At 56.1% G+C, this 21,132-nt stretch carries 19 protein-coding genes; 10 read left to right on the top strand and 9 right to left on the bottom strand.

From position 1 onward, the window contains the following. Nucleotide 1 precedes the first annotated feature (1 nt). On the bottom strand, nt 2-469 hold the full coding sequence (locus HNR65_RS14035) for an MFS transporter permease (RefSeq protein ID WP_181552146.1): 468 nt from the start codon (nt 467-469) through the stop codon (nt 2-4). 360 nt (nt 470-829) lie between these two features. Here HNR65_RS14035 and HNR65_RS14030 point away from each other — a divergent pair, with 360 nt between their 5' ends. Together HNR65_RS14030 and HNR65_RS14025 are read left to right on the top strand one after the other, a co-directional pair. Beyond that, on the top strand, nt 830-1,663 hold the full coding sequence (locus HNR65_RS14030) for an HAD-IIA family hydrolase (RefSeq protein ID WP_181552145.1): 834 nt from the start codon (nt 830-832) through the stop codon (nt 1,661-1,663). Nucleotides 1,664-1,781: 118 nt separating this feature from the next. Continuing rightward, the gene (locus HNR65_RS14025; RefSeq protein WP_181552144.1) at nt 1,782-2,528 is read left to right on the top strand and encodes an SDR family oxidoreductase; all 747 of its coding nucleotides are present in this window, start codon (nt 1,782-1,784) and stop codon (nt 2,526-2,528) included. A gap of 118 nt (nt 2,529-2,646) precedes the next feature. On the opposite strand, the gene HNR65_RS14020 is transcribed toward HNR65_RS14025, so the two are convergent. The 3 genes from HNR65_RS14020 to HNR65_RS14010 all read right to left on the bottom strand — a co-directional run bounded on the left by HNR65_RS14020 (nt 2,647) and on the right by HNR65_RS14010 (nt 6,009). Continuing rightward, the gene (locus HNR65_RS14020) at nt 2,647-3,147 is read right to left on the bottom strand and encodes an FKBP-type peptidyl-prolyl cis-trans isomerase (protein WP_181552143.1); all 501 of its coding nucleotides are present in this window, start codon (nt 3,145-3,147) and stop codon (nt 2,647-2,649) included. Nucleotides 3,148-3,231: 84 nt separating this feature from the next. Then, nucleotides 3,232-4,587, bottom strand: coding sequence for an ATP-grasp domain-containing protein (locus HNR65_RS14015; protein WP_181552142.1), 1,356 nt, complete (start codon nt 4,585-4,587; stop codon nt 3,232-3,234). A 162-nt stretch (nt 4,588-4,749) separates the two neighbouring features. Beyond that, nucleotides 4,750-6,009 (bottom strand): metal-dependent hydrolase family protein, encoded by a 1,260-nt coding sequence (locus tag HNR65_RS14010; protein ID WP_181552141.1) that lies wholly within the window; start codon nt 6,007-6,009, stop codon nt 4,750-4,752. A 253-nt stretch (nt 6,010-6,262) separates the two neighbouring features. On the opposite strand from HNR65_RS14010, the gene HNR65_RS14005 reads away from it, so the two are divergent. Continuing rightward, nucleotides 6,263-7,096: an alpha/beta fold hydrolase gene (locus HNR65_RS14005; protein WP_181552140.1), complete on the top strand. Its 834-nt coding sequence runs from the start codon at nt 6,263-6,265 to the stop codon at nt 7,094-7,096. A 30-nt stretch (nt 7,097-7,126) separates the two neighbouring features. Here HNR65_RS14005 and HNR65_RS14000 read toward each other — a convergent pair whose 3' ends face one another. Beyond that, nucleotides 7,127-7,816 (bottom strand): phosphoribosyltransferase, encoded by a 690-nt coding sequence (locus tag HNR65_RS14000; protein ID WP_220128400.1) that lies wholly within the window; start codon nt 7,814-7,816, stop codon nt 7,127-7,129. A gap of 137 nt (nt 7,817-7,953) precedes the next feature. Here HNR65_RS14000 and HNR65_RS13995 point away from each other — a divergent pair, with 137 nt between their 5' ends. Next, on the top strand, nt 7,954-8,406 hold the full coding sequence (locus HNR65_RS13995) for a superoxide dismutase [Ni] (protein ID WP_181552138.1): 453 nt from the start codon (nt 7,954-7,956) through the stop codon (nt 8,404-8,406). Here HNR65_RS13995 and acnB read toward each other — a convergent pair. The 3 genes from acnB to HNR65_RS13980 all read right to left on the bottom strand — a co-directional run bounded on the left by acnB (nt 8,399) and on the right by HNR65_RS13980 (nt 13,619). Further along, nucleotides 8,399-10,915, bottom strand: coding sequence for a bifunctional aconitate hydratase 2/2-methylisocitrate dehydratase (gene acnB / locus HNR65_RS13990; RefSeq protein WP_232364785.1), 2,517 nt, complete (start codon nt 10,913-10,915; stop codon nt 8,399-8,401). The two genes, HNR65_RS13995 and acnB, sit on opposite strands and share 8 nt — an antisense overlap. Beyond that, nucleotides 10,912-12,924: an oxidoreductase gene (locus HNR65_RS13985; protein WP_220128399.1), complete on the bottom strand. Its 2,013-nt coding sequence runs from the start codon at nt 12,922-12,924 to the stop codon at nt 10,912-10,914. The genes acnB and HNR65_RS13985 overlap by 4 nt, the downstream gene beginning before the upstream one ends. An 86-nt stretch (nt 12,925-13,010) precedes the next feature. Then, nucleotides 13,011-13,619 carry a TetR/AcrR family transcriptional regulator gene (locus HNR65_RS13980; protein WP_181552137.1) on the bottom strand — a complete coding sequence of 203 codons (609 nt, stop codon included), beginning with the start codon at nt 13,617-13,619 and terminating at the stop codon, nt 13,011-13,013. A 167-nt stretch (nt 13,620-13,786) separates the two neighbouring features. Between HNR65_RS13980 and HNR65_RS13975 the strand changes: the two genes are divergently transcribed. Further along, entirely contained in the window at nt 13,787-14,305 is a 519-nt protein-coding gene (locus HNR65_RS13975; RefSeq protein WP_181552136.1) for a cob(I)yrinic acid a,c-diamide adenosyltransferase, read from the top strand. A 4-nt stretch (nt 14,306-14,309) separates the two neighbouring features. Beyond that, on the top strand, nt 14,310-14,843 hold the full coding sequence (gene cobU, locus HNR65_RS13970; RefSeq protein ID WP_181552135.1) for a bifunctional adenosylcobinamide kinase/adenosylcobinamide-phosphate guanylyltransferase: 534 nt from the start codon (nt 14,310-14,312) through the stop codon (nt 14,841-14,843). On the opposite strand, the gene HNR65_RS13965 is transcribed toward cobU, so the two are convergent. Further along, complete coding sequence (locus HNR65_RS13965) at nt 14,836-15,630, bottom strand: NRDE family protein (protein WP_181552134.1); 795 nt, start codon at nt 15,628-15,630, stop codon at nt 14,836-14,838. The genes cobU and HNR65_RS13965 overlap by 8 nt on opposite strands. 173 nt (nt 15,631-15,803) lie before the next feature. Here HNR65_RS13965 and HNR65_RS13960 point away from each other — a divergent pair, with 173 nt between their 5' ends. From HNR65_RS13960 to HNR65_RS13945, 4 genes are all read left to right on the top strand, one after another. After that, nucleotides 15,804-17,090 (top strand): thiolase family protein, encoded by a 1,287-nt coding sequence (locus HNR65_RS13960; protein WP_181552133.1) that lies wholly within the window; start codon nt 15,804-15,806, stop codon nt 17,088-17,090. Between the two features lie 41 nt (nt 17,091-17,131). Further along, entirely contained in the window at nt 17,132-17,302 is a 171-nt protein-coding gene (locus tag HNR65_RS13955) for a hypothetical protein (protein WP_181552132.1), read from the top strand. A 243-nt stretch (nt 17,303-17,545) separates the two neighbouring features. Beyond that, on the top strand, nt 17,546-20,026 hold the full coding sequence (gene gyrA / locus HNR65_RS13950; RefSeq protein ID WP_181552131.1) for a DNA gyrase subunit A: 2,481 nt from the start codon (nt 17,546-17,548) through the stop codon (nt 20,024-20,026). Between the two features lie 38 nt (nt 20,027-20,064). After that, nucleotides 20,065-21,090, top strand: a complete 1,026-nt coding sequence (locus HNR65_RS13945) for an NAD(P)H-dependent glycerol-3-phosphate dehydrogenase (protein ID WP_181552130.1) — start codon at nt 20,065-20,067, stop codon at nt 21,088-21,090. The last annotated feature ends 42 nt before the right edge of the window (nt 21,091-21,132 follow it).

Genomic DNA, 21,132 nt, shown 5'->3' with positions numbered 1-21,132 from the left:
TTTATTTTTCTGTGATTACGTATTTACGGCCGTTTGTGCAGATTTGCAGGCGGTCGTTTTCATCTTCTTCCATGAGTGCGCACATCCGGATCATGGCCCGCTCGGCAAATCGGATGTGCTCATCGTTGTTTATGGCATAGAGCCGGTCACCCTGGATATAAAGCGTTTCCGGATCCAGCAGGATTTCCCGGCCGGTGTTGAGCACCAGCCATATGTCGTTGTTTTGCTTCCGGATGTCAAATGCGAACAACGCCGTGTCTTCATAGGGGAAATAGACTTTCTCCCAGATTCCGCCCTTGTCCTGGAGAACGAAATAGCCGTTTTCGTCATGGTTAATGTGCCGGTGAAAATAATCGATGATTTTCTTTTTCCGGAACCGTCCGCCGTCATTTCGCCACCACCCCTCGCTGTCGAGCCAGAATACGGCCTCTTCTTTGGGGATCACCACTATGTCTGCAGGTTGGTCCATCTGATGCATTTCGCTTTTATTATTTGCCGTCTAGTTGAAAGTTGCATGCATCATATCTTAAAATTCTTCCCGTGCAAAGCCGGAAAAATCCGGAACCCACCAGTAACAGTATTTCTTTTTCCCGTGTTGCCAGGCCCGAAATCAAGCAGGTGGAATGGTTTGATGAAATTTTTTGATTATATGATAAATTGAACTTCTGAGATGTCTATGATCAGGGTTTGGTTTTTGAAGCGGCAGTTTCCGAAACCATTATCACTGAAAAATCGCACAAGACGCCATGCAGAACCGGCCAAACGCCAATGGCAAGGCAATCACCCGGGATGCAAGGTGTTTTTTAACGCACCACCAACGGTTTAACTTATGCATAAGGACAACAGGACCTACCAAAAAGCGTTTATCATGGATATGGACGGGGTCGTTTATACCGGCTCCCACCTGATTTCCGGTTCCGGCGAGTTTGTCGGCAAACTGCAGCAGGGCGGTTACAAATTTCTGTTTCTGACCAACAACTCCTACCACAAACCGCTGGAAATCAGGGATCGGCTCATGGGCATGGGCATTGATGTCCCTGAGGATTGCTTCTATACCTCTGCCATGGCAACGGCCAGCTTTCTCCGGGTACAGCGGCCGGAGGGCTGCTCCGCCTATGTAATCGGGGGCCCGGGGATTGTCGAGGAACTGGAAAAGGCGGGCATCACCATTACCTCTGACAGGCCTGATTATGTGATTGTCGCAGAGACCGAGCAATATGATTACGCCAAAATCATTGAAGCAACCCTGCTGATCCAGGAGGGGGCCAAGTTCATCGCCACCAATCCGGATCTGACCGGACCCAGCCTGAGGGGACCGGTGCCGGCCTGCGGCGCCCTGGTTGCCCCCATTGAACGCGTGACAGGTGTGCCCCCTTACTTTCTGGGAAAGCCCAATCCGGCCATGATGTTCTGGGCCCGGAAGAAACTGGGCGTGCATTCGGCCAACTGCTTTATGATCGGTGATCGGATGGACACCGATATTGTGGGGGGGCTGGAATCCGGGATGACCACATGCCTGGTTCTCAGCGGGGTGACCAGCCGGGAGACCATGAACCGCTTTCCTTATCAGCCTGACTATGTGTTTGAAAATCTATGGGAAATTGATCCCGGATCCATCCTTTCCAGAAGAGATCGGGTGGAAAACGCCATGCCCGATAGCTGAGCAAAAGCTTTTTCTGCAGCCGAGACGATGCTTGTGTTGACAATAAAAGTTCCAGTCCGGAGGCGTTGACGGCGATGGCGGAATCCGAAAAAAAGCAAATAAAAAAGGAAGAGGGAATATGCAAGCTGGATTGAAAAACAAAACAGCTATCGTAACCGGTGCATCCCGGGGCATTGGAAGGGCAATTGCTTTGAAGCTCGGCCAATCCGGCGCCTCGGTGGTGGTCAATTATGCCAACAATGCAAAAGCGGCTGATGAGGTGGTCTCACAGATCATTGAAAACGGCGGGCAGGCTTTTTCCCTGCAAGCGGACATGCAAAAGATCAGCGAGATCAAGGCGTTGTTTGACGCCTCCGAGCGACATTTCGGTTCCATCGACATTCTGGTCAACAATGCCGGCATTGCGTTGTTTAAAAAAATTGCCGACATCACTGAAAAGGAATTTGATGATAGTTTTGCCTTAAACGTCAAGGGCTTGTTTTTTGCCTGCCAGCAGGCGGCCCAAAAAATGGCGGATGGCGGAAAAATCATCAATATTTCCTCGTCCGTGACAAAGATGATGCTGCCTGATTATGGCGTTTATGCCGCCACCAAGGGGGCTGTAGAGCAGATCACCAAAGTGCTGGCAAAGGAACTGGGCCACAGAAAAATCGCAGTCAATGCCATATCACCCGGACCCGTGGATACGGAACTGTTCAGGCAGGGCAAGACAGAACAACAAATACAAAATCTCGCGGATATGGCCGCATTCGGCCGCATCGGCACCCCCGGCGATATTGCCGGTGCCGTACTGCTTCTGGTCAGCGGCGAAGCCGGCTGGATCAGCGGGCAGAATTTGTGTGTCAATGGCGGTTTTGCGGCGTGAACCGCAGGGGGGATGGCTGAAGGGGCAGGCTTTGGCGCATAAAAAACCGGGGCAGGGGCCTTCCGGCCCGCTGCCCCGGTTTAGGGGGGGGATGAGAGATAAATATTTGTTAGCGCAATCAGCAGGAGCAGCCCGAGGAGCAGTCGCAGCCGCCGGTGTCGCATCCGGGCTGCATCTGCTGGGTCGGCTCGTCATTGATGGCCTTTACCTCGATTTCAAAGTTCAAATTCTGGCCCGCCAGGGGATGGTTTAAGTCCACCACCACCTTCTCGTCGTCGGCTTGGGCGATTTTGGCCGGGATCTGCTGTCCGTCCGGGGTTTGCAGGCCGATGACATCGCCCACCTGGGGGTTCATCTCCGGGGGCACTTCCTCCCGGGAGAAAGTGTGCAGCTGTTCTTCATCCCGGTTGCCATAAGCCTGGTCCGGCTCCAGGGTAAAGGACTTTTTTTCATTCAAGCCCATGCCCAGCAGGGCCTGTTCAAAGCCCTGGATTACCTGACCTGCGCCCACCATGACCTCCATGGGCTGGCTTTCATCGCTGGTATCAAAAACTTCGCCGCTATCCAGGGTGCCCTTGTACTGAACGGTGACAAACTTGCCGTTTTCAACTTTTTGCATAAAAAAAACTCCTTTGGTTAAATTGATTTTGTTCAATTTACCCTAGGGATGAAAACGCACAAGTCAAGTTTTTTTTATGGGTTTTCAGTCCTCCGGGACAGGCTGGGAGGCGACTTCCCGGCTGCCGCCATAGGTCCTGTGCGGCGGGGATTCGGCCATTATGCAGCTGACCTTCCCGTCTTCCGGGGCCTTGCTGAATCGGTAGCCGAGCATGGAAACCACTTGGTAATATTTTTCCATGATCTGCTCGTGGCTGTCTCCGGGCACATCCACCACTGCGTAGCGGTAGCTTTCCGGGTTGTGCTTGAAATCCGATAAATGTGCATTTCCATGGATCAGGTTGCGGATGCTGACCTCGGGATATTTCAGGCGGATTTCTTCAAATGCGCTCTGGGTTGGGGTCTGCAGTATCCGGGCGTCATGGAAAAGATGCAGTTCAAAATTGAAGCAGGCCCCATGGGTCATAGTGCGCGTTTTTATTGGGTCGGGCCTTTGGCCCGTAGCCACGTCGCAGAGCATATGCAGGGGGTCTGTGCCGGTGACCGATTTGATGGTCTTGGCAAACTGAAAGGCAATGCGGCTGTTGATCTCGATGATGCCGAATCTCTGTTTTTCCTCGTCTGCCCGCAGTTCCACGTTGAAAAAGCTGTTGTCAATACCCAGGGCCGGAATCAGCTTTTTGAGGGCTGTTTCGATCTTGTCCTGCAGAGCCGGGTCAAAACGGTGCGGAAAGGCGTGATAGAAGAAACTGTTGGTATTTGGGTGATAAACCGCCCGGGTGATGCCAAAAAAGGTCACTTCCCCTTCAAACACATAACCGTCCATGGTTACCTGGGTGCCGGACACCAGTTCCTCGCACAAAAAATTGTTGCAAGTGGCAACGTTTAAGGCGTTGTGATAAGCCGGGTCAATGGCCAGGGCATTTAGGTAATACTGGTTGAATCGGGCGATATCAAAGCTTTCCCGTGCCATGTGGTATTCCAGCTCGCCTGTCTGCTCCACTATGTGTGTGCCAAAGGAAATGTTGGCGCGCACGGGTTTGATGAAAAACGGAAACGAAAGCCGGGACGGCTTGCGCAGATAGTCCAGGGCCAGGGCGTAAGCCGGTGTGAATTCCGGGAGGATATCGCGCTGGATGCGCCGGAAAAGGTACTTGTTCTGGGTGTTGATCACCGCGTTGACCGGCGCGAACCGGTGGCCGGTTTCCTGGGCGATAATGGCGGCAAACACGGCTGAGGAGTCATGGGTCCCCACAATGCCGTCATACATTTCCGGATTGTTTCTGATCCGTTCAATGGTCTGCTCCAGGTAGGGCCGCACCCCGAACTGGAGGATTTTTTCCGATGTTTCAATGGTGAGATCATATCTGTTCTGGCGGGCAAAGCTTTGCTCCACCATGTCAATATCACTGGCATCGCACAGAAACAGGATTTTTTTCATGGCGGAACCTCCAGATCATCTGTCTTTTATAATGTTTGCCCCTATTGCCGGAATGAAGGGCACCCGCCACAGGAAACCACAGGGACATGCGGCCGGGTTTGTTGTTTCAGGCGAAAAAATTGTATTGGCCGGCCCGGGTGAGAAAAACGGGCAAAACAGGATTTATCCCGGGCCCAGGGGCGAGTCAGGCGACCACTGGCTGGTGTCAACCTTTCCGGATACAGGCTTTCCATCCTTGAATACCAAAAAGATCTGATCCAGGGAGCCCAGTGCTTCGATGTCGTCTATGGGGTTTTGGTGGACCACGATGCAGTCGGCCAGTTTTCCGGATGTCAGGGACCCGACCCGATCTTCCAGTCCCAGGGCTTTTGCGGCGCGGCTGGTGGCGGCGATAATGGCTTCCATAGGATCCATAAGGCCGTTTTTAACGTACTGGATGAGCTCCATGGCGTTTTTGCCGTGAAAGTTATAGGGAGTTCCCGCATCGGTTCCCATGATCACGCTGACGCCTTCGGCAATGGCATGGTGCAGGTTTTCCAGCCGGATGCGGGCAACATCGTTGGCCTTGTCAGACATGAATCGGGGGATCTGCTGGCAGATTTCTTCGGAATCGTTGTTGCACATCCAGTAATTGGAACTCAGGGTGGAGATGAGATAAACCCCGGAGTCCGCCATCATTTTCAGGGCTTCGGCATCTGCCAGGGTGCCGTGCTCGATGGTGCGCACCCCTGCGCGCACGGCGTTTTTGATTCCCTGTGCCCCGTGGGCGTGGGCGGCCGTGTGCTTGCCTGCCTTTTGACCTTCATTGACCACGGCCCGTATTTCGTCAACATCGAGCTGGGCGGCACCGGGTATGCCGCCCGGGTTCATGATGGCGCCAGTGGCCATGACCTTGAGCACGTCAGCGCCTTCCTTGATCTGCTCTCTGGCGGCCCTGCGGTTTTCATCCACGCCGTCTGCCTCCCGGTACAGGCCCTTGAAATACTCACTGCCGGCGGACAGCATACAGATGATTTTTCCGGAAGCCAGGATGCGTGGGCCCGGAATCAGGCCTTCTTCCACGGCCCTTTTGACGGCAATGTCGATGTAATTGGCAGAGCCTGCGTTTCTCACTGTGGTGATGCCGGATCTGAGCGTGTTGGCCATCTCCCGGGCAGCGCGCAGGGTTCTGAGCTTGTCCTCCACCAGGCTTTCATGACAGGTGTCGGCCATGCCGTGCATGTCCAGGTGAATATGGGCGTCGATTAACCCGGGCATGACAAATTTGCCAGACAGATCATGGCGCACCGCATCTTCCGGGATCTTTACCTGTCCATTGGGGCCGGCTGCAGCAATTTGGTTGTTTTCAAACACCAGCACGGCATCCGGCAGGCATTGTCCCAGTCCGTCAATCAGGCTCATTTTTTCCAGTACCGTATGCATACCGGCTCCTTGTGCAAAATCATGCCCGGCAGGGGTTATTTGGGATATCCATACCGGGCCTGGGGTTTTTGGGGCAAACAGCTGTTTTATCCGATCATTTCCCTGTTAAGGCGGAGTTGAGATAATTTTCATTAGTATCAGTATGATAAGCAGAAGTCAATCCTTGTCAAGACCCGGGTATCTTTGATTTGAAATTTGTGTGTTCTCTCTGTATAAAGATTATTTTAACCCGCAGTGAAAGGATGTTTTGTTCATGGCGTATTTTAACCGGGGCAATGCCCGAATTTACTATGAGGACAAAGGAACCGGCGAGCCGGTGATTGCCGTGGCCGGGCTCATGGAAAACACTGCTTACTGGGATCTGACCGGTGTGGCAGACAAGATTGCGCAGCATTTCCGGTTTGTGGCAATGGATATGCGCGGTCACGGCTATACTGAGGCGGAAGATGATCCCCCGGGTTTTGACTGTGAGACCGTGGGCGAAGATATCATCGCCCTGGCTGATCATCTGGGCCTGGACCGGTTTCATCTGCTGACCCATTCAACCGGCGGGTTTGCCGGGGTGCGTTATGCAATGAAGGACTGCTCCAGGTTTGCCTCCCTGATTTTGACCAACACCGCCTCGGTGACCTCCCCGGTGCCCGGCGACCGGCAGACCATTGACCAGTTTCACGATAATTTTGCCGCATTGTTTGAAAAACTGGACTGGGAGACCATGATCGCGGGGTTAAAAGACAGGCCCGGCCCGTTTTTCCGGGGTATTGTTGAATCAGAGAACATTGACGAGATGCTTGCCACCGCCCTTTCCATGGCAAGGCGAAACAACCGGTTTGTGATCGCAGAATTCGTGCGCAGCTTCTATAAGGATCCGGATCCCAGGGTTGAAGGCCTCCGGCGGATATCGTGTCCGGTGCTCATTGTTGGTGCGCAAAAGGATGATTTGTTCGTGGAATCCAGCCGGCTGATGGCAAAAGAAATCCCAGGCGCACAGCTTTTGGAATATGAGGGCATCGGGCATATGACCGCCATTGAGGCCCCACGGCGGCTGGCATCGGATGTGCTGGATTTCCTGCACAGCCTGAATTGATTTGGGATGCATGAAAAACCGGTATGAGTATTACACCCGATCGCCAGGGTTGTTCATCATCTCCATGAGTTCCTGCTCGGACACATCAGTCCAGAGTTCGTAGGCTTCGGCAACGGCAAAGGATCTGCCGGAGCGGATATTTGCGCAATAAAGCCGGTCCACCTTTTCAGCGGCGGCCTCTGCGGCCTGGCGGTGGGCCGTTGGCACGGCCACGAACACCTGCCGGGCGCCTGCCTTTTTTACTGCGTCAATGGCGCAAAACATGGTAAATCCAGAGGCCAGCCCGTCGTCGACAAGGATTGCGCTGCGATCCGAAAGATCCGGAAAAGGCCGCTGCCCCCGAAGTGTGCGGCTCCGGCGGCTGACCTTTTCCTTTGTTTCGGCAATGCCTTCTTTCATCTGTTGGTTTGTCAGGTTCAGCCGGGCCAGCAGCATTTCATTGAACCGCATGCTCCCGTCAAAGGCAATGGCCCCGTAGCCGGCCTCGGTGTTCCACGGCAGTGTGATTTTGCTGACCACGGCCACGTCAAAGGCCGCTCCCAGTTGTTGCGCCACCACCTGTCCCACCGGCACGCCGCCTGCGGGAACCGCCAGCACAATGGCATCGGACCATGCCTCTTTTTGAAGCATTTGCCCCAGCACCTGCCCGGCGTGCTGCCGGCTGCGAAACACCAGCCGTTTTTCCGCAAGCTCGGGCAGGGAAATGATTTTCTCTGTCATGGGCACTCCTGTCTGTCGGTTAAAAGAGTTGTTTCCGGATTTGAAAAATCAGCCCGCCATGTACATGTTTATGGCTACAGGCAAAATATGGCCTGCAAATCTGTTTTTTTCAAACACCCGTCTCAAGGAGGAAGGAAATGAAAAAATCGTTTCAGATCATTTGCTGTGCTGTTGTGTTTGTGCTCGGGTCCCTGTCTTTGGTTTATGCCCACTGCGAGATTCCCTGCGGCATATATGATGATCCGGCCAGAATCGAGCTGATGCGCGAGCATATCACCACCATCGAGCGCTCCATGGACCAGATCCACGTTATTTCAAAGCATATGAAGGATGCCGGCGTGGAACATCACAACCAGATGGTGCGCTGGGTGATCAACAAGGAAGACCATGCAGGCAAGCTCCAGCACATTGTTTCCCGGTATTTTATGACCCAGCGCATTTCTGCGGGTGATGAAAAATACGCGGAAAAAATTTCGGTTCTCCACCAGATCCTGGTCGAGGCCATGAAATGCAAGCAGACCGTTGATACCGGCCATGTGGAAAAATTGCGCGACCTGGTGGACCGGTTTGAAACCCTTTATCTCAAATAGCCGGTACCAGCCCGGCATCCGCCACATGGTTTCTGTATTCGTCCGGATCCGGGATGCGTCCCAGAATGGCAGACACGGCCGCAAGCTCCGCCGAACCCAGATAGACTTGGCAGTTATTTCCCATGCGGTGGGGAAAGTTCCGGGTGGAGGTGGAAACCACCACCGCACTGTCTGCCACCCGTGCCTGGTTGCCCATGCATAAAGAGCAGCCCGGCACTTCCATGCGGGCCCCGGCCCGGCCGTAGGTGTAAAACCACCCCTGATGCCGGAGGTGGCGGGCGGCCAGCCGGGTGGGCGGAGCGATCCACAGGCGAACAGGCACGGCCCCGCCGGCGTTTTCAAGGATTTTGCCCGCGTTTTCCATCTGGGAAATATCGGTCATGCACGAGCCGATAAACACCTCGTCTATAGGTGTGCCCGCGATTTGGGAAAGCTGACGCACGTCATCAGGGTCATTGGGACAGGCCGCGATGGGCTCGGTTATCCGGCTCAGATCCACTTCCAGGTCAGCCGCGTATTGGGCGTCTGCATCAGCGTGGAGAAGCTGCGGGTCGTCTATCCAGGCCTGCATTTTCTCCATGCGGGCCTCAATGGTGTTGCGGTCGCCGTAACCTTCCCGGACCAGCAGGGACAAAATTTCGATGTTCTGTTTGAGAAATTTTGCCACCGGCTTTTCATCCAGGCTGATCACGGCGGCTGCAGCCGAGCGCTCGGCTGCGGCATTGGTGAGTTCATAGGCCGCGGTCACCGGCAGGTGAGACAAGCCTTCCATTTCCATGATCCGGCCGGAAAATATGTTTTTCTTGCCGGATTTTTCCACATTGAGCAGTCCCTGCTCAATGGCTGCATAGGGCACGGCATTGACCACGTCCCGGATGGTGAGCCCTTGTGCCGGTGTTCCGGTAAAGCGCACCCGCACGGACTCGGGCATGTCCAGAGGCATAAACCCGATGGCCGCGGCAAAGGCCACCAGCCCGGAGCCGGCCGGAAAGCTTATGCCAACGGGAAATCGGGTGTGGGAATCACCGCCCGTGCCCACGGTGTCTGGCAGCAGCATGCGGTTTAACCACGAATGGATGATCCCGTCTCCCGGGTGCAGGGCCACGCCCTTGCGCTGTTTGATAAATTGGTGCAGGCTTTCCTGCATTTTAATGTCCACGGTCCTGGGGTAGGCTGCAGTGTGACAAAAGGACTGCATCACCAGATCTGCGTTAAACTGCAGACAGGCCAGTTCCTTTAACTCATCGCGGGTCATGGGCCCGGTGGTGTCCTGGGAGCCCACGGTGGTCATTTTGGGCTCGCAGTACTGGCCCGGCCGCACACCGTCTTTCCCGCAGGCCCGGCCCACCATTTTCTGGGCCAGGGTGTAGCCGCGGGGGCTTTTTCCGGGCTGCACCGGCCGGCAAAAGATTTCCGATGGCCCCAGGGCCAGACGTGTTCGCGTTTTTTCTGTAAGCGTGCGGCCGATGATCAGGGGGATGCGTCCGCCGGCCCGGACCTCGTCTAAGATGGTGGCGGGCTTGAGGGAGAACTCTGCCACGGTTTTGCCGGTGTCCGCATTTTCAATCACGCCTTCATGGGGCCGGATTACCAGCACATCGCCGTTTTCAATGCCGGATACGTCGCATTCAATAGGCAGGGCACCGGCGTCTTCCAGGGAGGTGAAAAAGATCGGTGCGATCTTACCGCCCATGACCACCCCGCCCCGGCGCTTGTTGGGCACGTGGGGGATGTCATCTCCGATATGCCACAAAAGCGAGTTGGCAGCTGACTTGCGTGATGAGCCCGTGCCCACCACGTCGCCTACAAAAGCCAGGGGATGGCCCTTTTGCCGGAGTTCAGCCATGGTTTCCAGGGGCTTTTCAATGCGGTTTCTGAGCATGGCCGTGGCATGCAAGGGGATATCCGGCCGGCTCCAGGCTTCTGAGGCAGGAGAGAAATCGTCGGTGTTGATTTCGCCCTCCACCTTGAAGGCCGTGACTGTGATGGTTTCCGGCACTTGCGGAGCGCGCAGAAACCATGCGGCTTCAGCCCATGCATCAATGACCCCCCGGGCCTGGTTGTTGACTGCGGATTTTTCAAACACCTTTTCAAAGGCGTCAAAAATCAGGGTCGTGGCCGCCAGTGCGTCTGCGGCCTTTGAGCACAGCTGCAGGTCATCGAGCAGTTCAATTAAGGGGTCAATGTTAAAGCCCCCGCCCATGGTGCCAAGCAGATACACGGCCTGCTCTGCGGACACCATTGGCGAGGATTTTTCTCCCCGGGCAAGGGCGGCCAGAAAATGGGCCTTGATTTTGGCGGCTTCATCGACCCCGGCCGGCACCCGGCCGGCAATCAGGTCATAGACAAGCCCGGGATCAGCATCTTGCGGATTTTGTAAAAGTTCGGTCAAATCCGCTGTCTGCCCGGCATCCAACGGCTTTGGCGGTATGCCCAGGGCGTTTCTCTCCTGCTGATGTGCGAGATAGTTGTTTATCATGCTGTTTTCATTTTCCGTTTTGTCATTCATTCAATGCGGTTTCCTGCGGCATATCCCTTGTGAACGGCGTCAAAGGCCATGCCGATGTTTTCGGCATCCCCGGCAATGCTAAAAGCAATGCCCATATCCCTGAGCCGGTCTGCCAGGGCATTGTCAGACCTGGCCCCGACGCAGAGCACAACCGTGTCTGCTTCTATTTCCGTGGCCTGGCCCTCCTGCTGCTCGACCCGGATGCCGGTTTTGGTGATTTCCAGGGCCCGGGTGGCGGTCATGGGCTGGATGCCGAACCTGGAGACATCCTGCATCATGCCCCAGCGGGTGGTTTTGCCAAAATCTTTTCCGATTTTGTCCATCATTTCAAGGAGCGTGACTTCCTTGGTGCCCTTAACACAGTACTCGTATAGGGTGTCTGCGTCTTCAGCCCGGTTGATGAGCAGAAATTTCATGGTTTCTCCGTCCAGTGTGCCCTTTTCCGCCAGAAACAGGGCGGTTTCCACGCCCACGGCGCCGCCGCCGACCACCACAACGCGTTTTCCCGTATACACCTTTCCAGCCAGCACGTCCCAGGCCTGTACCACGTGACCCAGTTCCACGCCTGCAATGGGCGGGGTCATGGGTTCGGCGCCGGTGGCCAGCACCACGTGATCCGGTTTCTGCTGCTCAATCAAAGCTTTGTCCACGGCCGTGTCCAGGTGTACTTCGATGTTGCGGCACCGGACCTGCTGTTCCAGGTCCCTTGCCAGCTGGGCGAACTCGTCTCTGCCCGGAGGTGCGGCCGCAAGGTAGAGCTGGCCGCCCAGGCGGCCGGATTTTTCATACAATGCCACCAAATGGCCCCGGTCTGCCGCGGCAATGGCTGCGTTCATCCCCGCGGCCCCGCCGCCGATGACCATGACTTTTTTGGGCTTGTCTGAGGGCTTGACCGCGGCTTCATGCTCATGGCCGGCCATGGGGTTGCAGAGGCATTCCACGTGTTTTAACTGAAACAGGTTGTCAAAACAGCCCTGGGCGCAGGCCACGCAGTGAACGATCTGGTTTTCTTTTCCCTGTTTGGCTTTCTGCGGTAGGTTGGGGTCGGCGATCAGGCTGCGGCCCATGGCCACCATGTCGCACATGCCGTCTGCGATCATGTCCCTTGCCGTGTGCGGGTCATTGATGCGATGGCTGGCGATTACAGGCACGTCCACGGCCTCCTTGATGCCCCGGGAAAGATAGGCAAACGCCCCCCTGGGCACGGCCGTGGTGATCTGAGGCACCCGGGCCTCGTGCCAGCCTACGTTGATGCACAGGGCATCGACGCCGGCCTGGGAGATCAGGGCCTTTGCATATTCTCGCAGCTCGTCTCTGCCCTGGCCTTCAGGCATGAAGTCATTGCCGTTCATGCGCACGATCAGGGGGAAATCCGGGCCCACCTGTTTGCGGATGGCGCGCATCACCTCGATGCCGAAGCGGATACGGTTTTCAAAGCTGCCGCCGTATTCATCCTCACGCTTGTTGGTCAAAGGCGAGAGAAATTCGCTGATGAGATAGCCTGTTCCGTGAAGCACCTCCACGGCGTCAAACCCGGCTTCTTTGACCCGCCTGGCGGCCTGTGTGAAATTGTCCACGATCTGCTTGATTTCCGGGATTTCAAGGGCGTGCGGGGTTTCCCGGGTCATCCGGGAAGCCACCGCGGACGGGGCCACCGGCTGCTGGCCGTTTAGGAAAAACGACATGTTGTAGCGGCCCGCATGGTTGAGCTGCACTGCGTTTTTGGCCCCGTTTTCCCGGATCACACCAGCGAGTTTGGCCAGCCCGGCCACGAATTCGTCCTTGTGGGCACCGATGTTTAAAGAGTTTCCGGAAAGTTCGTCCACTGTAGCATATCCCACACAGATCATGCCGGCCCCGCCTTTGGCGCGTTGCCGGTAAAATGCCAGAATCTGTTCGGTTACCTGGAAATTGTCGGCCATGCCAAGGTGCATGGCCGGAAGATAGATCCGGTTGTCCACCTGCATGCTGTTGATGGAAATCGGATTAAACAGCGGGTCCTGTATCATTGCTCCCCCTTTTATCGAAATTGGGTTAAAAAAATAAAAAATTCCTTATTCCTGCGGCTGCAGTTAAGGATAAAAGCCGCTTGTTTCTAAGGCTGCCGGATATCTGCGATCAAAGCCTCGATGTGATCCACGGCATCTGTCACATAAGCGTCCCTGCCTGTGACCCGGGCCAGGATGCCCCCGCCTTCAAACAGCGAAAGAATCAGCCCGGCAGTGCGCTGCGCATCGGTCTCCGGCCGGATTTCACCGGTTTCAATGCCCCGGCTGATCAGGCCGGCCAGGCGGTTTTTCAGTAAACCAACGGTTTCGGCCACGCGCCGGCAAAGCGCCGGGTGCGTGTCGTCCGCCTCTGTGGCGGTGTTGACGATGGGACATCCCCCGTAAGCGCAGGTATGGGCATAAAGCTTGCGAAAGACCGCCGGGCAGACCCCGAGTTTTTCGCCCGGTGTGTGGGCCCGGGCCAGTTCCCGGGCGAAAATCCGGTTGAGAAATGCGGCATGATAGTCGTAGACCGCCAGTATCAGCTCATCCTTGTTTTTAAAATTGCCGTAAATGCCGCCCTTGGTCAGGCCGGTAGCAGCAGTAAGTTCGGCAATGGAGGTGCCTGCCACCCCTTTTTTGTTGATCAGGGGTGCGGCTTTTTCGATGATGCGCCGCCGGGTGCGCTCGGATTTGCCATACCTGTTGGTTTCCATGCTCCTTTTTCTAATACCGGTCGGTATATTTTGTCAATGCGCAATCCGGTCCTTTATGTCAGCAGGGGCTTTTTTCCGGGGCGGTAATGTGGTAAGAAGATTTCATTCACATCCCGGACAGATCCCGGACAGGGGGTGGGGAAATACTGCGGCAAAAGGAGGCGTTTTTGGAAAAAGGATATATCCAGGTTTATACCGGCAACGGCAAGGAAAAGATCACCGCAGCCCTGGGCCTGGCCCTGCGCGCGGCCGGATCCGGGCTCAGGGTATACATCGCCCGGTTCATGGAAAAGGGCCACTACAGTGAAATCCGGGCCCTGGAGCGGCTCTCTGACCGGATTGCCGTGGAGCAGTTCGGTACGGGCTGTTTTGTGCCGGGCAAGCCTGATGCGGCGGATTTTGAGGCCGCCGGAAAGGGGCTGGATGCGGCCCGGCAGGCCATGCTTTCCGGTGACTATGACATGGTGGTGCTTGAAGAGGTCAATCTGGCCTATGAAAGCAAAATTATCTCAGAGCAGGATCTCATGGATTTTGTATCCGCCAAACCCGACGGGGTGGAGTTGGTGCTCACCGGCCGCGGCGGGGCCCCGGGCGTTTTGGAACGGGCTGATCTGATCACTGACATAAAGCCGGTGCGCCATTATTTTGAGCAGGGCGTGGGCGCGTGCACCGGAATCGAGAGCTGAGCAAATGGACGGCAGAGAAATTCATCTTGTGCTGGGCGGCTGCAGAAGCGGAAAAAGCAGTCGCGCCTTGGATCTGGCAGATGCCCGGACCGCGGAGAAAAATATTTTCGTGGCCACGTGCATGCCTGCAGACGATGAAATGCAGGCCCGGGTGGTGCGCCACCAGCAGGAGCGGGATCCGAAGTGGCAGACCGTGGAAGAGCCCCTGGAACTGGCCCGGGTCATCCGGGAGCACGGCCGGCCCCGGGGCGCGGACGTGATTCTGGTGGATTGCCTGACTCTCTGGATTTCAAATCTCATGGCCCGTTATGAAGATGATGACAAGGTCATGGAACAGGTGGGGGATCTGGGCCGTGCCCTGGGCGATGCTGCCTGTCCGGTGTTTTTGGTTTCAAATGAGGTGGGCGGCGGTATTGTGCCGGAAAATGCCATGGCCCGGCGCTTTCGGGATCTGGCCGGGTTTGTTAACCAGCACACGGCCCGGTGTGCACGGCGGGTGACCTGGATGGTGGCCGGCATTGCCGTGGAGATCAAGTAGTGGCGGGTATATCCGGCCACTGAAGTTCAAACCGGCGGGTTTCTCCGGGTTTCGGACCGGCCTGATCTGCCAGAAACGTGCGTTCCCAGAACTGTAGCCGGCCGTTTTTGTCCAGGATAAGGGCCGAGGAACACCGGGTTCCGTAAACGGGGCTGACAACAAAGACCGGTGAAAGGGTCCGCTCCCAGTCTTTGCCCACGCCCGTGTCCGGCAGGTGGTCGTTTGCCGCGGGTCTGGGATCGTAGAGCAGGTCCAGCACTGCGTGGGGCTCGATAACGGGGCTGGCTTCGATCAGTGCGGCGAGTTTTTGCTTCATGGTGCTGACCTTTGGCCAGGGGGTGTCGAGCAGGTGGTTGCTGATGCCGTGGATGCCTGCCTTAAGCCTGACAACGCCGCTGTTTTTGTTGGAATACCACCATATCTCATTGAGCCGTCCCGCCAGCAGGTTAAACCCGCAATATTGATCCCGCTGCTTTTCCACTTCGGCAAGATAGCGTTCAGGCCGCCTGTCTCCGGCCAGAAAGTCGCGGACCAGCTGCCCCCTGGATTTGCCCCATGGGGTCATGGCAGACGGATCCCGGTAATTGGTCACCGCCGCGATCCTGCCGCCGGGCGTGACCCCGAGCCATGTGCCCCGGCTCTGCAGATCCCGGCCGGCCAGGATATAGGGGTGATCCTCCCAGAAATCCAGGGCCGCAGTGGGCCGGCTGTAGAATTCATCCCGGTTGGCCGCGATGATCAGCGGGTATTCCGGGTGGGCGTCTATGGCGATAACAATGAGGCACATGGCAGGCTCGGCTTTCTTGTTTCTGCTTGTATTTGCAGCGCAAATCTGATAATAATGTCGTTTTATAAAATTAACAATAAAATAAGCGGGTTTGTGCCTGTTTTACCCTATCCCGGATTGCGGGATATTCAACAGGATACCAACGTGGATACAATAGCAATGAGGAGGCGGATATGCAAGAGGTGGTGATCGTCAGCGGCGCCCGAACCCCGGTGGGCGCATTCGGCGGATCGCTCAAGGATGTCACGGCAGTTGAACTGGGCAGCCTCGCGATAAAGGAAGCAGTGAAACGCGCCGGGCTGAGGCCGGCATTAAGCGATGAAATGAAAGACGGAGCGCCTGATCCGTTCAAGGGTCAGCCTCCGGTGGAACTGGAATCCGCCGGCGCTCAGTGGGATGATAACGCCCGGGAAGTGGCATTTGACGAAGTGATCATGGGAAATGTCCTGATTGCCGCCCAGGGTCAGAACCCGGCGCGCCAGGCCATGATCCGCGCGGGCATGCCCAAGGAAACACCGGGATTTACCATCAACAAGGTCTGTGCCTCCGGATTAAAGGCCATTGCCTTGGCCGCTTCGTCGATTATGTGCGGCGAGGCCGAAGCCATTGTGGCCGGCGGCCAGGAAAGCATGAGCTGTGCGCCCATGGCCCTTCCCAAGGCCCGGTGGGGACATCGCATGGAGGTCACCGGCAAGGGCGAAGTTCTGGATTTGATGGTGTATGACGGTTTGTATGAAATTTTTTACGGCTATCACATGGGCGTGACCGCGGAAAATATCGTGGAAAAATACGGGATTTCCCGTCAGGAGCAGGATGAGCTGTCTGTTTTGAGCCACAACCGGGCCAGGGCGGCCATTTCCGACGGGACCTTTGCAAAGGAAATCGTGCCTGTGACCATCAAAACCCGAAAAGGGGATGTAGTGGTCGACACAGACGAACGGCCCATGGAAACCAATATGGAAAAAATGGCCAAGCTCAAGCCGGTGTTTAAAAAAGACGGCTCTGTCACTGCGGGCAACGCTTCGGGGGTCAATGACGGGGCTGCGGCAGTGGTGCTGATGAGCGCCCAAAAGGCCGAATCACTGGGCCTTGCCCCTCTTGCCAAAATCAAGGCATTTGCATCCGGCGGCGTGGATCCGGCTTACATGGGGCTGGGTCCCATTCCGGCTATCCGCAAGGTGCTGCGCCAAACCGGCATGAGCATTGATGACCTGGAGATCATTGAGTTAAACGAAGCCTTTGCGTCCCAGGCCCTGGCGTGCATGAAGGAACTCGGTATTGACACCCAAAAGCCCAATCAGTACGGAAGCGGCATCTCCCTGGGCCATCCCATCGGATGCACCGGTGCCCGGCAGATGGTGACCGCCATTCACATGATGCGCGACAAAAGCGCCAAAAACGCCCTGATTTCCATGTGCATCGGCGGCGGCATGGGCATGGCGATGATTATTGAGGCGTAGGCAAAACAGCATATTCCCACAAAGGCCACAGGAGTGGATCCATGACGACCATTGAATCGATCAGCAGAAAAATCGGAACACTTGTCATTTTCGGGGTGCCTGTGATTATCGGCGGCGGCATTGTTTATTATTTTGCCCAGAGCTTTCCGGCCATGTATGTCTTTGAGGTGGTGCTGCTGCTGGCCGCCCTCGGGTTTGTCAGCAAATTGTGATGCTTTTGCCGGTCACTGCAAAAATGCCGCATCCGGGTATTTTTGCAGTGATTTTTTTGCCGCCTGCAACAGCACGACACATCTGAAATAATCAGATTTTTTACGGTACCATCAAAAATCATCATTCAAAAAAGTCTTTTTGTTTTTTTGTAAACACGGTGCCTGCCAAATCCAGCCAAGTCCTCTGCCATTGGCAAGATCAGGATTGGTGCGGATTTCGGCCGGCCCTGACCAGGAGTTGAAATGAGCGATATCCAGCAGCGCATCGATGGGATAAGCATCGACAGCGAGATGAAGCAGTCTTATCTCGATTATGCCATGAGCGTGATCATCGGCAGGGCCCTGCCCGATGTGCGCGATGGATTAAAACCGGTCCACCGGCGCATTATGTTTGCCATGCGCGAGCTGCGCAATGACTGGAACAAGCCCTACAAGAAATCGGCCCGTATTGTGGGTGACGTCATTGGTAAGTATCATCCCCACGGCGATTCCGCGGTTTATGACGCTACCGTGCGCATGGCCCAGAAATTCACCCTGCGTTATCCCTTTGTCGACGGGCAGGGCAACTTCGGCTCCGTGGACGGCGATCCCCCGGCGGCCATGCGTTATACGGAAGTGCGCATGACCCGGCTGGCCCACCAGATGCTCGAAGACATTGACAAGGAGACGGTGGACTGGCAGCTCAACTATGATGAAACACTAAACGAACCCATGGTGCTGCCCGCCAAGGTTCCGTCTTTGCTGTTAAACGGTTCATCGGGCATTGCCGTGGGCATGGCTACCAATATTCCGCCCCACAATCTAAACGAACTGGCAGAGGCCATCAAGGCGCTGATTGACAACAGCGAGCTGAGTGTCAACGAACTCATCGAGTATCTGCCAGGCCCGGATTTTCCCACCGGCGGCATCATCTACGGCACCGAAGGCATCCGGCAGGCCTACCAGACCGGCCGGGGCAAACTGCGCATCCGGGCGCGCATCGATATTGAACGGGACAAGAAAAACAACAGCGACATTATCATTGTCAAGGAACTGCCTTACCAGGTCAACAAGGCGACTTTGATCGAGAAAATGGTGCATCTGGTAAAGGATCGCCAGATCGAGGGGGTTCGCTATATCCGGGACGAGTCCGACAAGGAGGGCATCCGGGTGGCCATTGCCCTTAAAAAAGATCAGGTGGCCGAAGTGGTGCTAAACCTGCTCTATAAACACACCCCACTGGAGAGCAACTTCGGCATCATTTTCCTGGCTGTGGTCAACCGGCGGCCCGAACTGATGAATCTCAAGGAAATGCTTGAGCATTTCATCGTCCACCGTAAGGAAATCATCATCCGCCGGACCCGCTATGATCTGAAAAAGGCAGAGGCCCGGGCCCATATTCTGGAGGGGCTGATCATTGCCCTGGACAACATCGACGAGGTCGTGGCCCTGATCCGGGCCGCGGCATCGCCTGCGGAGGCCAAAGCCCAGCTCATGGAGCGTTTTTCCCTGTCTGACGCCCAGTCCCAGGCAATCCTGGATATGCGTCTGCAGCGCCTGACCGGACTTGAACGCGACAAGATCAAGCAGGAGCACGTGGAAATTCTCCAGGCCATTTCCAGATACAAGGAGATCCTGTCCAGCGAACGACTGGTGCTGCAGCTGATCAAGGATGAGCTTACGGAAATCCAGCAGACATTCGGGGATAAGCGGTTGACAAAGATCGTGTCCGAAACCCGGGAGATCACCTTAGAGGACATGATCGTACAGGAAGAGATGGTGGTGACCATCACCACGGCCGGCTATATCAAGCGCAATCCCATCACCCTATACCGCAAGCAGCACCGGGGCGGCAAGGGTAAGACCGGCATGGGCACCAAGGAAGAGGATCTGGTTTCGCACCTGTTTGTGGCCTCCACCCATCACACGTTTATGTTTTTTACCAACCAGGGCCGGGTTTACTGGTGCAAGGTTTATGACATTCCCCAGGGCGGGCGTACCAGCAAGGGCAAGGCCATTGTCAATCTGCTCAATTTTGCCGCCGATGAGCGCTTGACCACGGTGCTTGCCGTGCCTGAATTTTCCCCCGGCAATTACGTGCTCATGGCCACCCGTCAGGGTGTGGTGAAAAAGACCGATATCATGGCGTTTTCCAGGCCCCGGGCCGGGGGCATCATCGCCATTAACCTGCCTGAGGGCGACGAACTCATGGCTGCCCGGTTAACCGACGGCACCCGTCAGGTATTTTTGTGCACCCTGTTTGGCAAGTCGATCCGGTTTCCGGAAACCGACATCCGGGCTTCGGGACGCATTTCCCGGGGAGTGCGGGGAATGCGTCTTGTCAGCGGCGACCGGCTGGTTGGCATGGAAGTGCTCACTTACGGCCAGACCCTTCTGACGGCAACCGAAAACGGTTACGGCAAGCGCACCTCCATTGACGAGTACCCGGTGCAGAAACGGGGCGGCAAGGGCGTGATCACCATCAAAACCAACGAGAGAAACGGCCGGGTGGTGACCATCCTGGTGGTCTCAGACGAAGACGAGATCATGCTGGTCACAGATGCCGGAAAGATCATCCGCCTGGCCATTGGCGATATATCAGTGATCAGTCGCAACACCCAGGGAGTCAAGCTCATCGACATTGAAGCAAGCGAACGACTGGTAAGTGCCGCGCGGCTGGCTGAGCAGGAGGATGCGGAAGTCATTGCGGATGATGAGGCAGGCGACGATACAGATGAAGGGTAAACAGATGACAAAGCCCCGGAGGAGGCTTATATTATAGAATGAATGACGCGGAAAATGTGAAAATCGGAATTGTGGGTGCCGGAAGCTGGGGCACGGCCATTGCGGGAATGCTCGGGGAAAAGGGCTACAAACTCGACCTGTGGGCCTGGGAGCCCGAGGTCTGCGCCAGTATTACAGAAAAACGGGAAAACGATTTATTTTTGCCCGGGGTCAGGTTATCGGAAAATATCCGGGTTTCCAATGACCTGGACAGCGTGACCGGCGGCAAAGACCTGGTGGTTTTTGTGGTGCCCTCCCACGTGATGCGGGAGGTGGCTGCCCGGGCGGCTCAAAGCCTGGCTGCGGACACGGTGCTGGTTTCAGCGGCCAAGGGCATCGAGAACAAGACGCATCTGACCATGACCGGGGTACTGGCTGAAGTGCTGCCGGAACACAAGGATCGGGTGGCTGTTGTTTCCGGGCCCAGTTTTGCCGCGGAAGTGGCCCGGGGCCTGCCCACGGTGGTGGCCGCGGCCGCCCCGGATCCGGAGGTGGCGGCGTTTCTCCAGCAGGTTTTTTCCACCCCGTTTTTTCGGGTATACACCAATACCGATGTCATGGGCGTGCAGCTGGGCGGGGCGGTCAAAAACGTCATCGCCATTGCCTCTGGCATTGTTGACGGCCTGGAGCTGGGGTTAAACAGCCGGGCGGCCCTGATCACCCGCGGATTGACCGAAATCCGGCGGCTGGGGCTCAAGCTCGGGGCCAATGCGCACACGTTTGCGGGCTTAAGCGGGGTTGGCGACCTGGTGCTGACATGCACCGGTGCTTTGAGCCGAAACCACACAGTGGGCAAGATGATCGGGCAGGGAAAGAGCCTGGATGAGATTTTATCCAGCATGTCCATGGTGGCCGAAGGGGTGCGCACCGCCAGGTCTGTCTATAACCTGTCGAATAAAATCAACGTGGAAATGCCCATTGCCCATTCGGTCTACCAGGTACTCTACGAGTCGTTAAAACCCGGTGAGGCGGTATACCAGCTAATGACCCGGACTCTGAAGTCAGAACTCGAGGACGTAGAGTAAATTTTTGAAAACCGTTGCCGTTTCATTTCAAGTAAAGGCAGA

The organism is Desulfosalsimonas propionicica (assembly GCF_013761005.1).
GTDB lineage: Bacteria > Desulfobacterota > Desulfobacteria > Desulfobacterales > Desulfosalsimonadaceae > Desulfosalsimonas > Desulfosalsimonas propionicica.
This window is presented reverse-complemented; position numbering and strand designations above follow the sequence as displayed.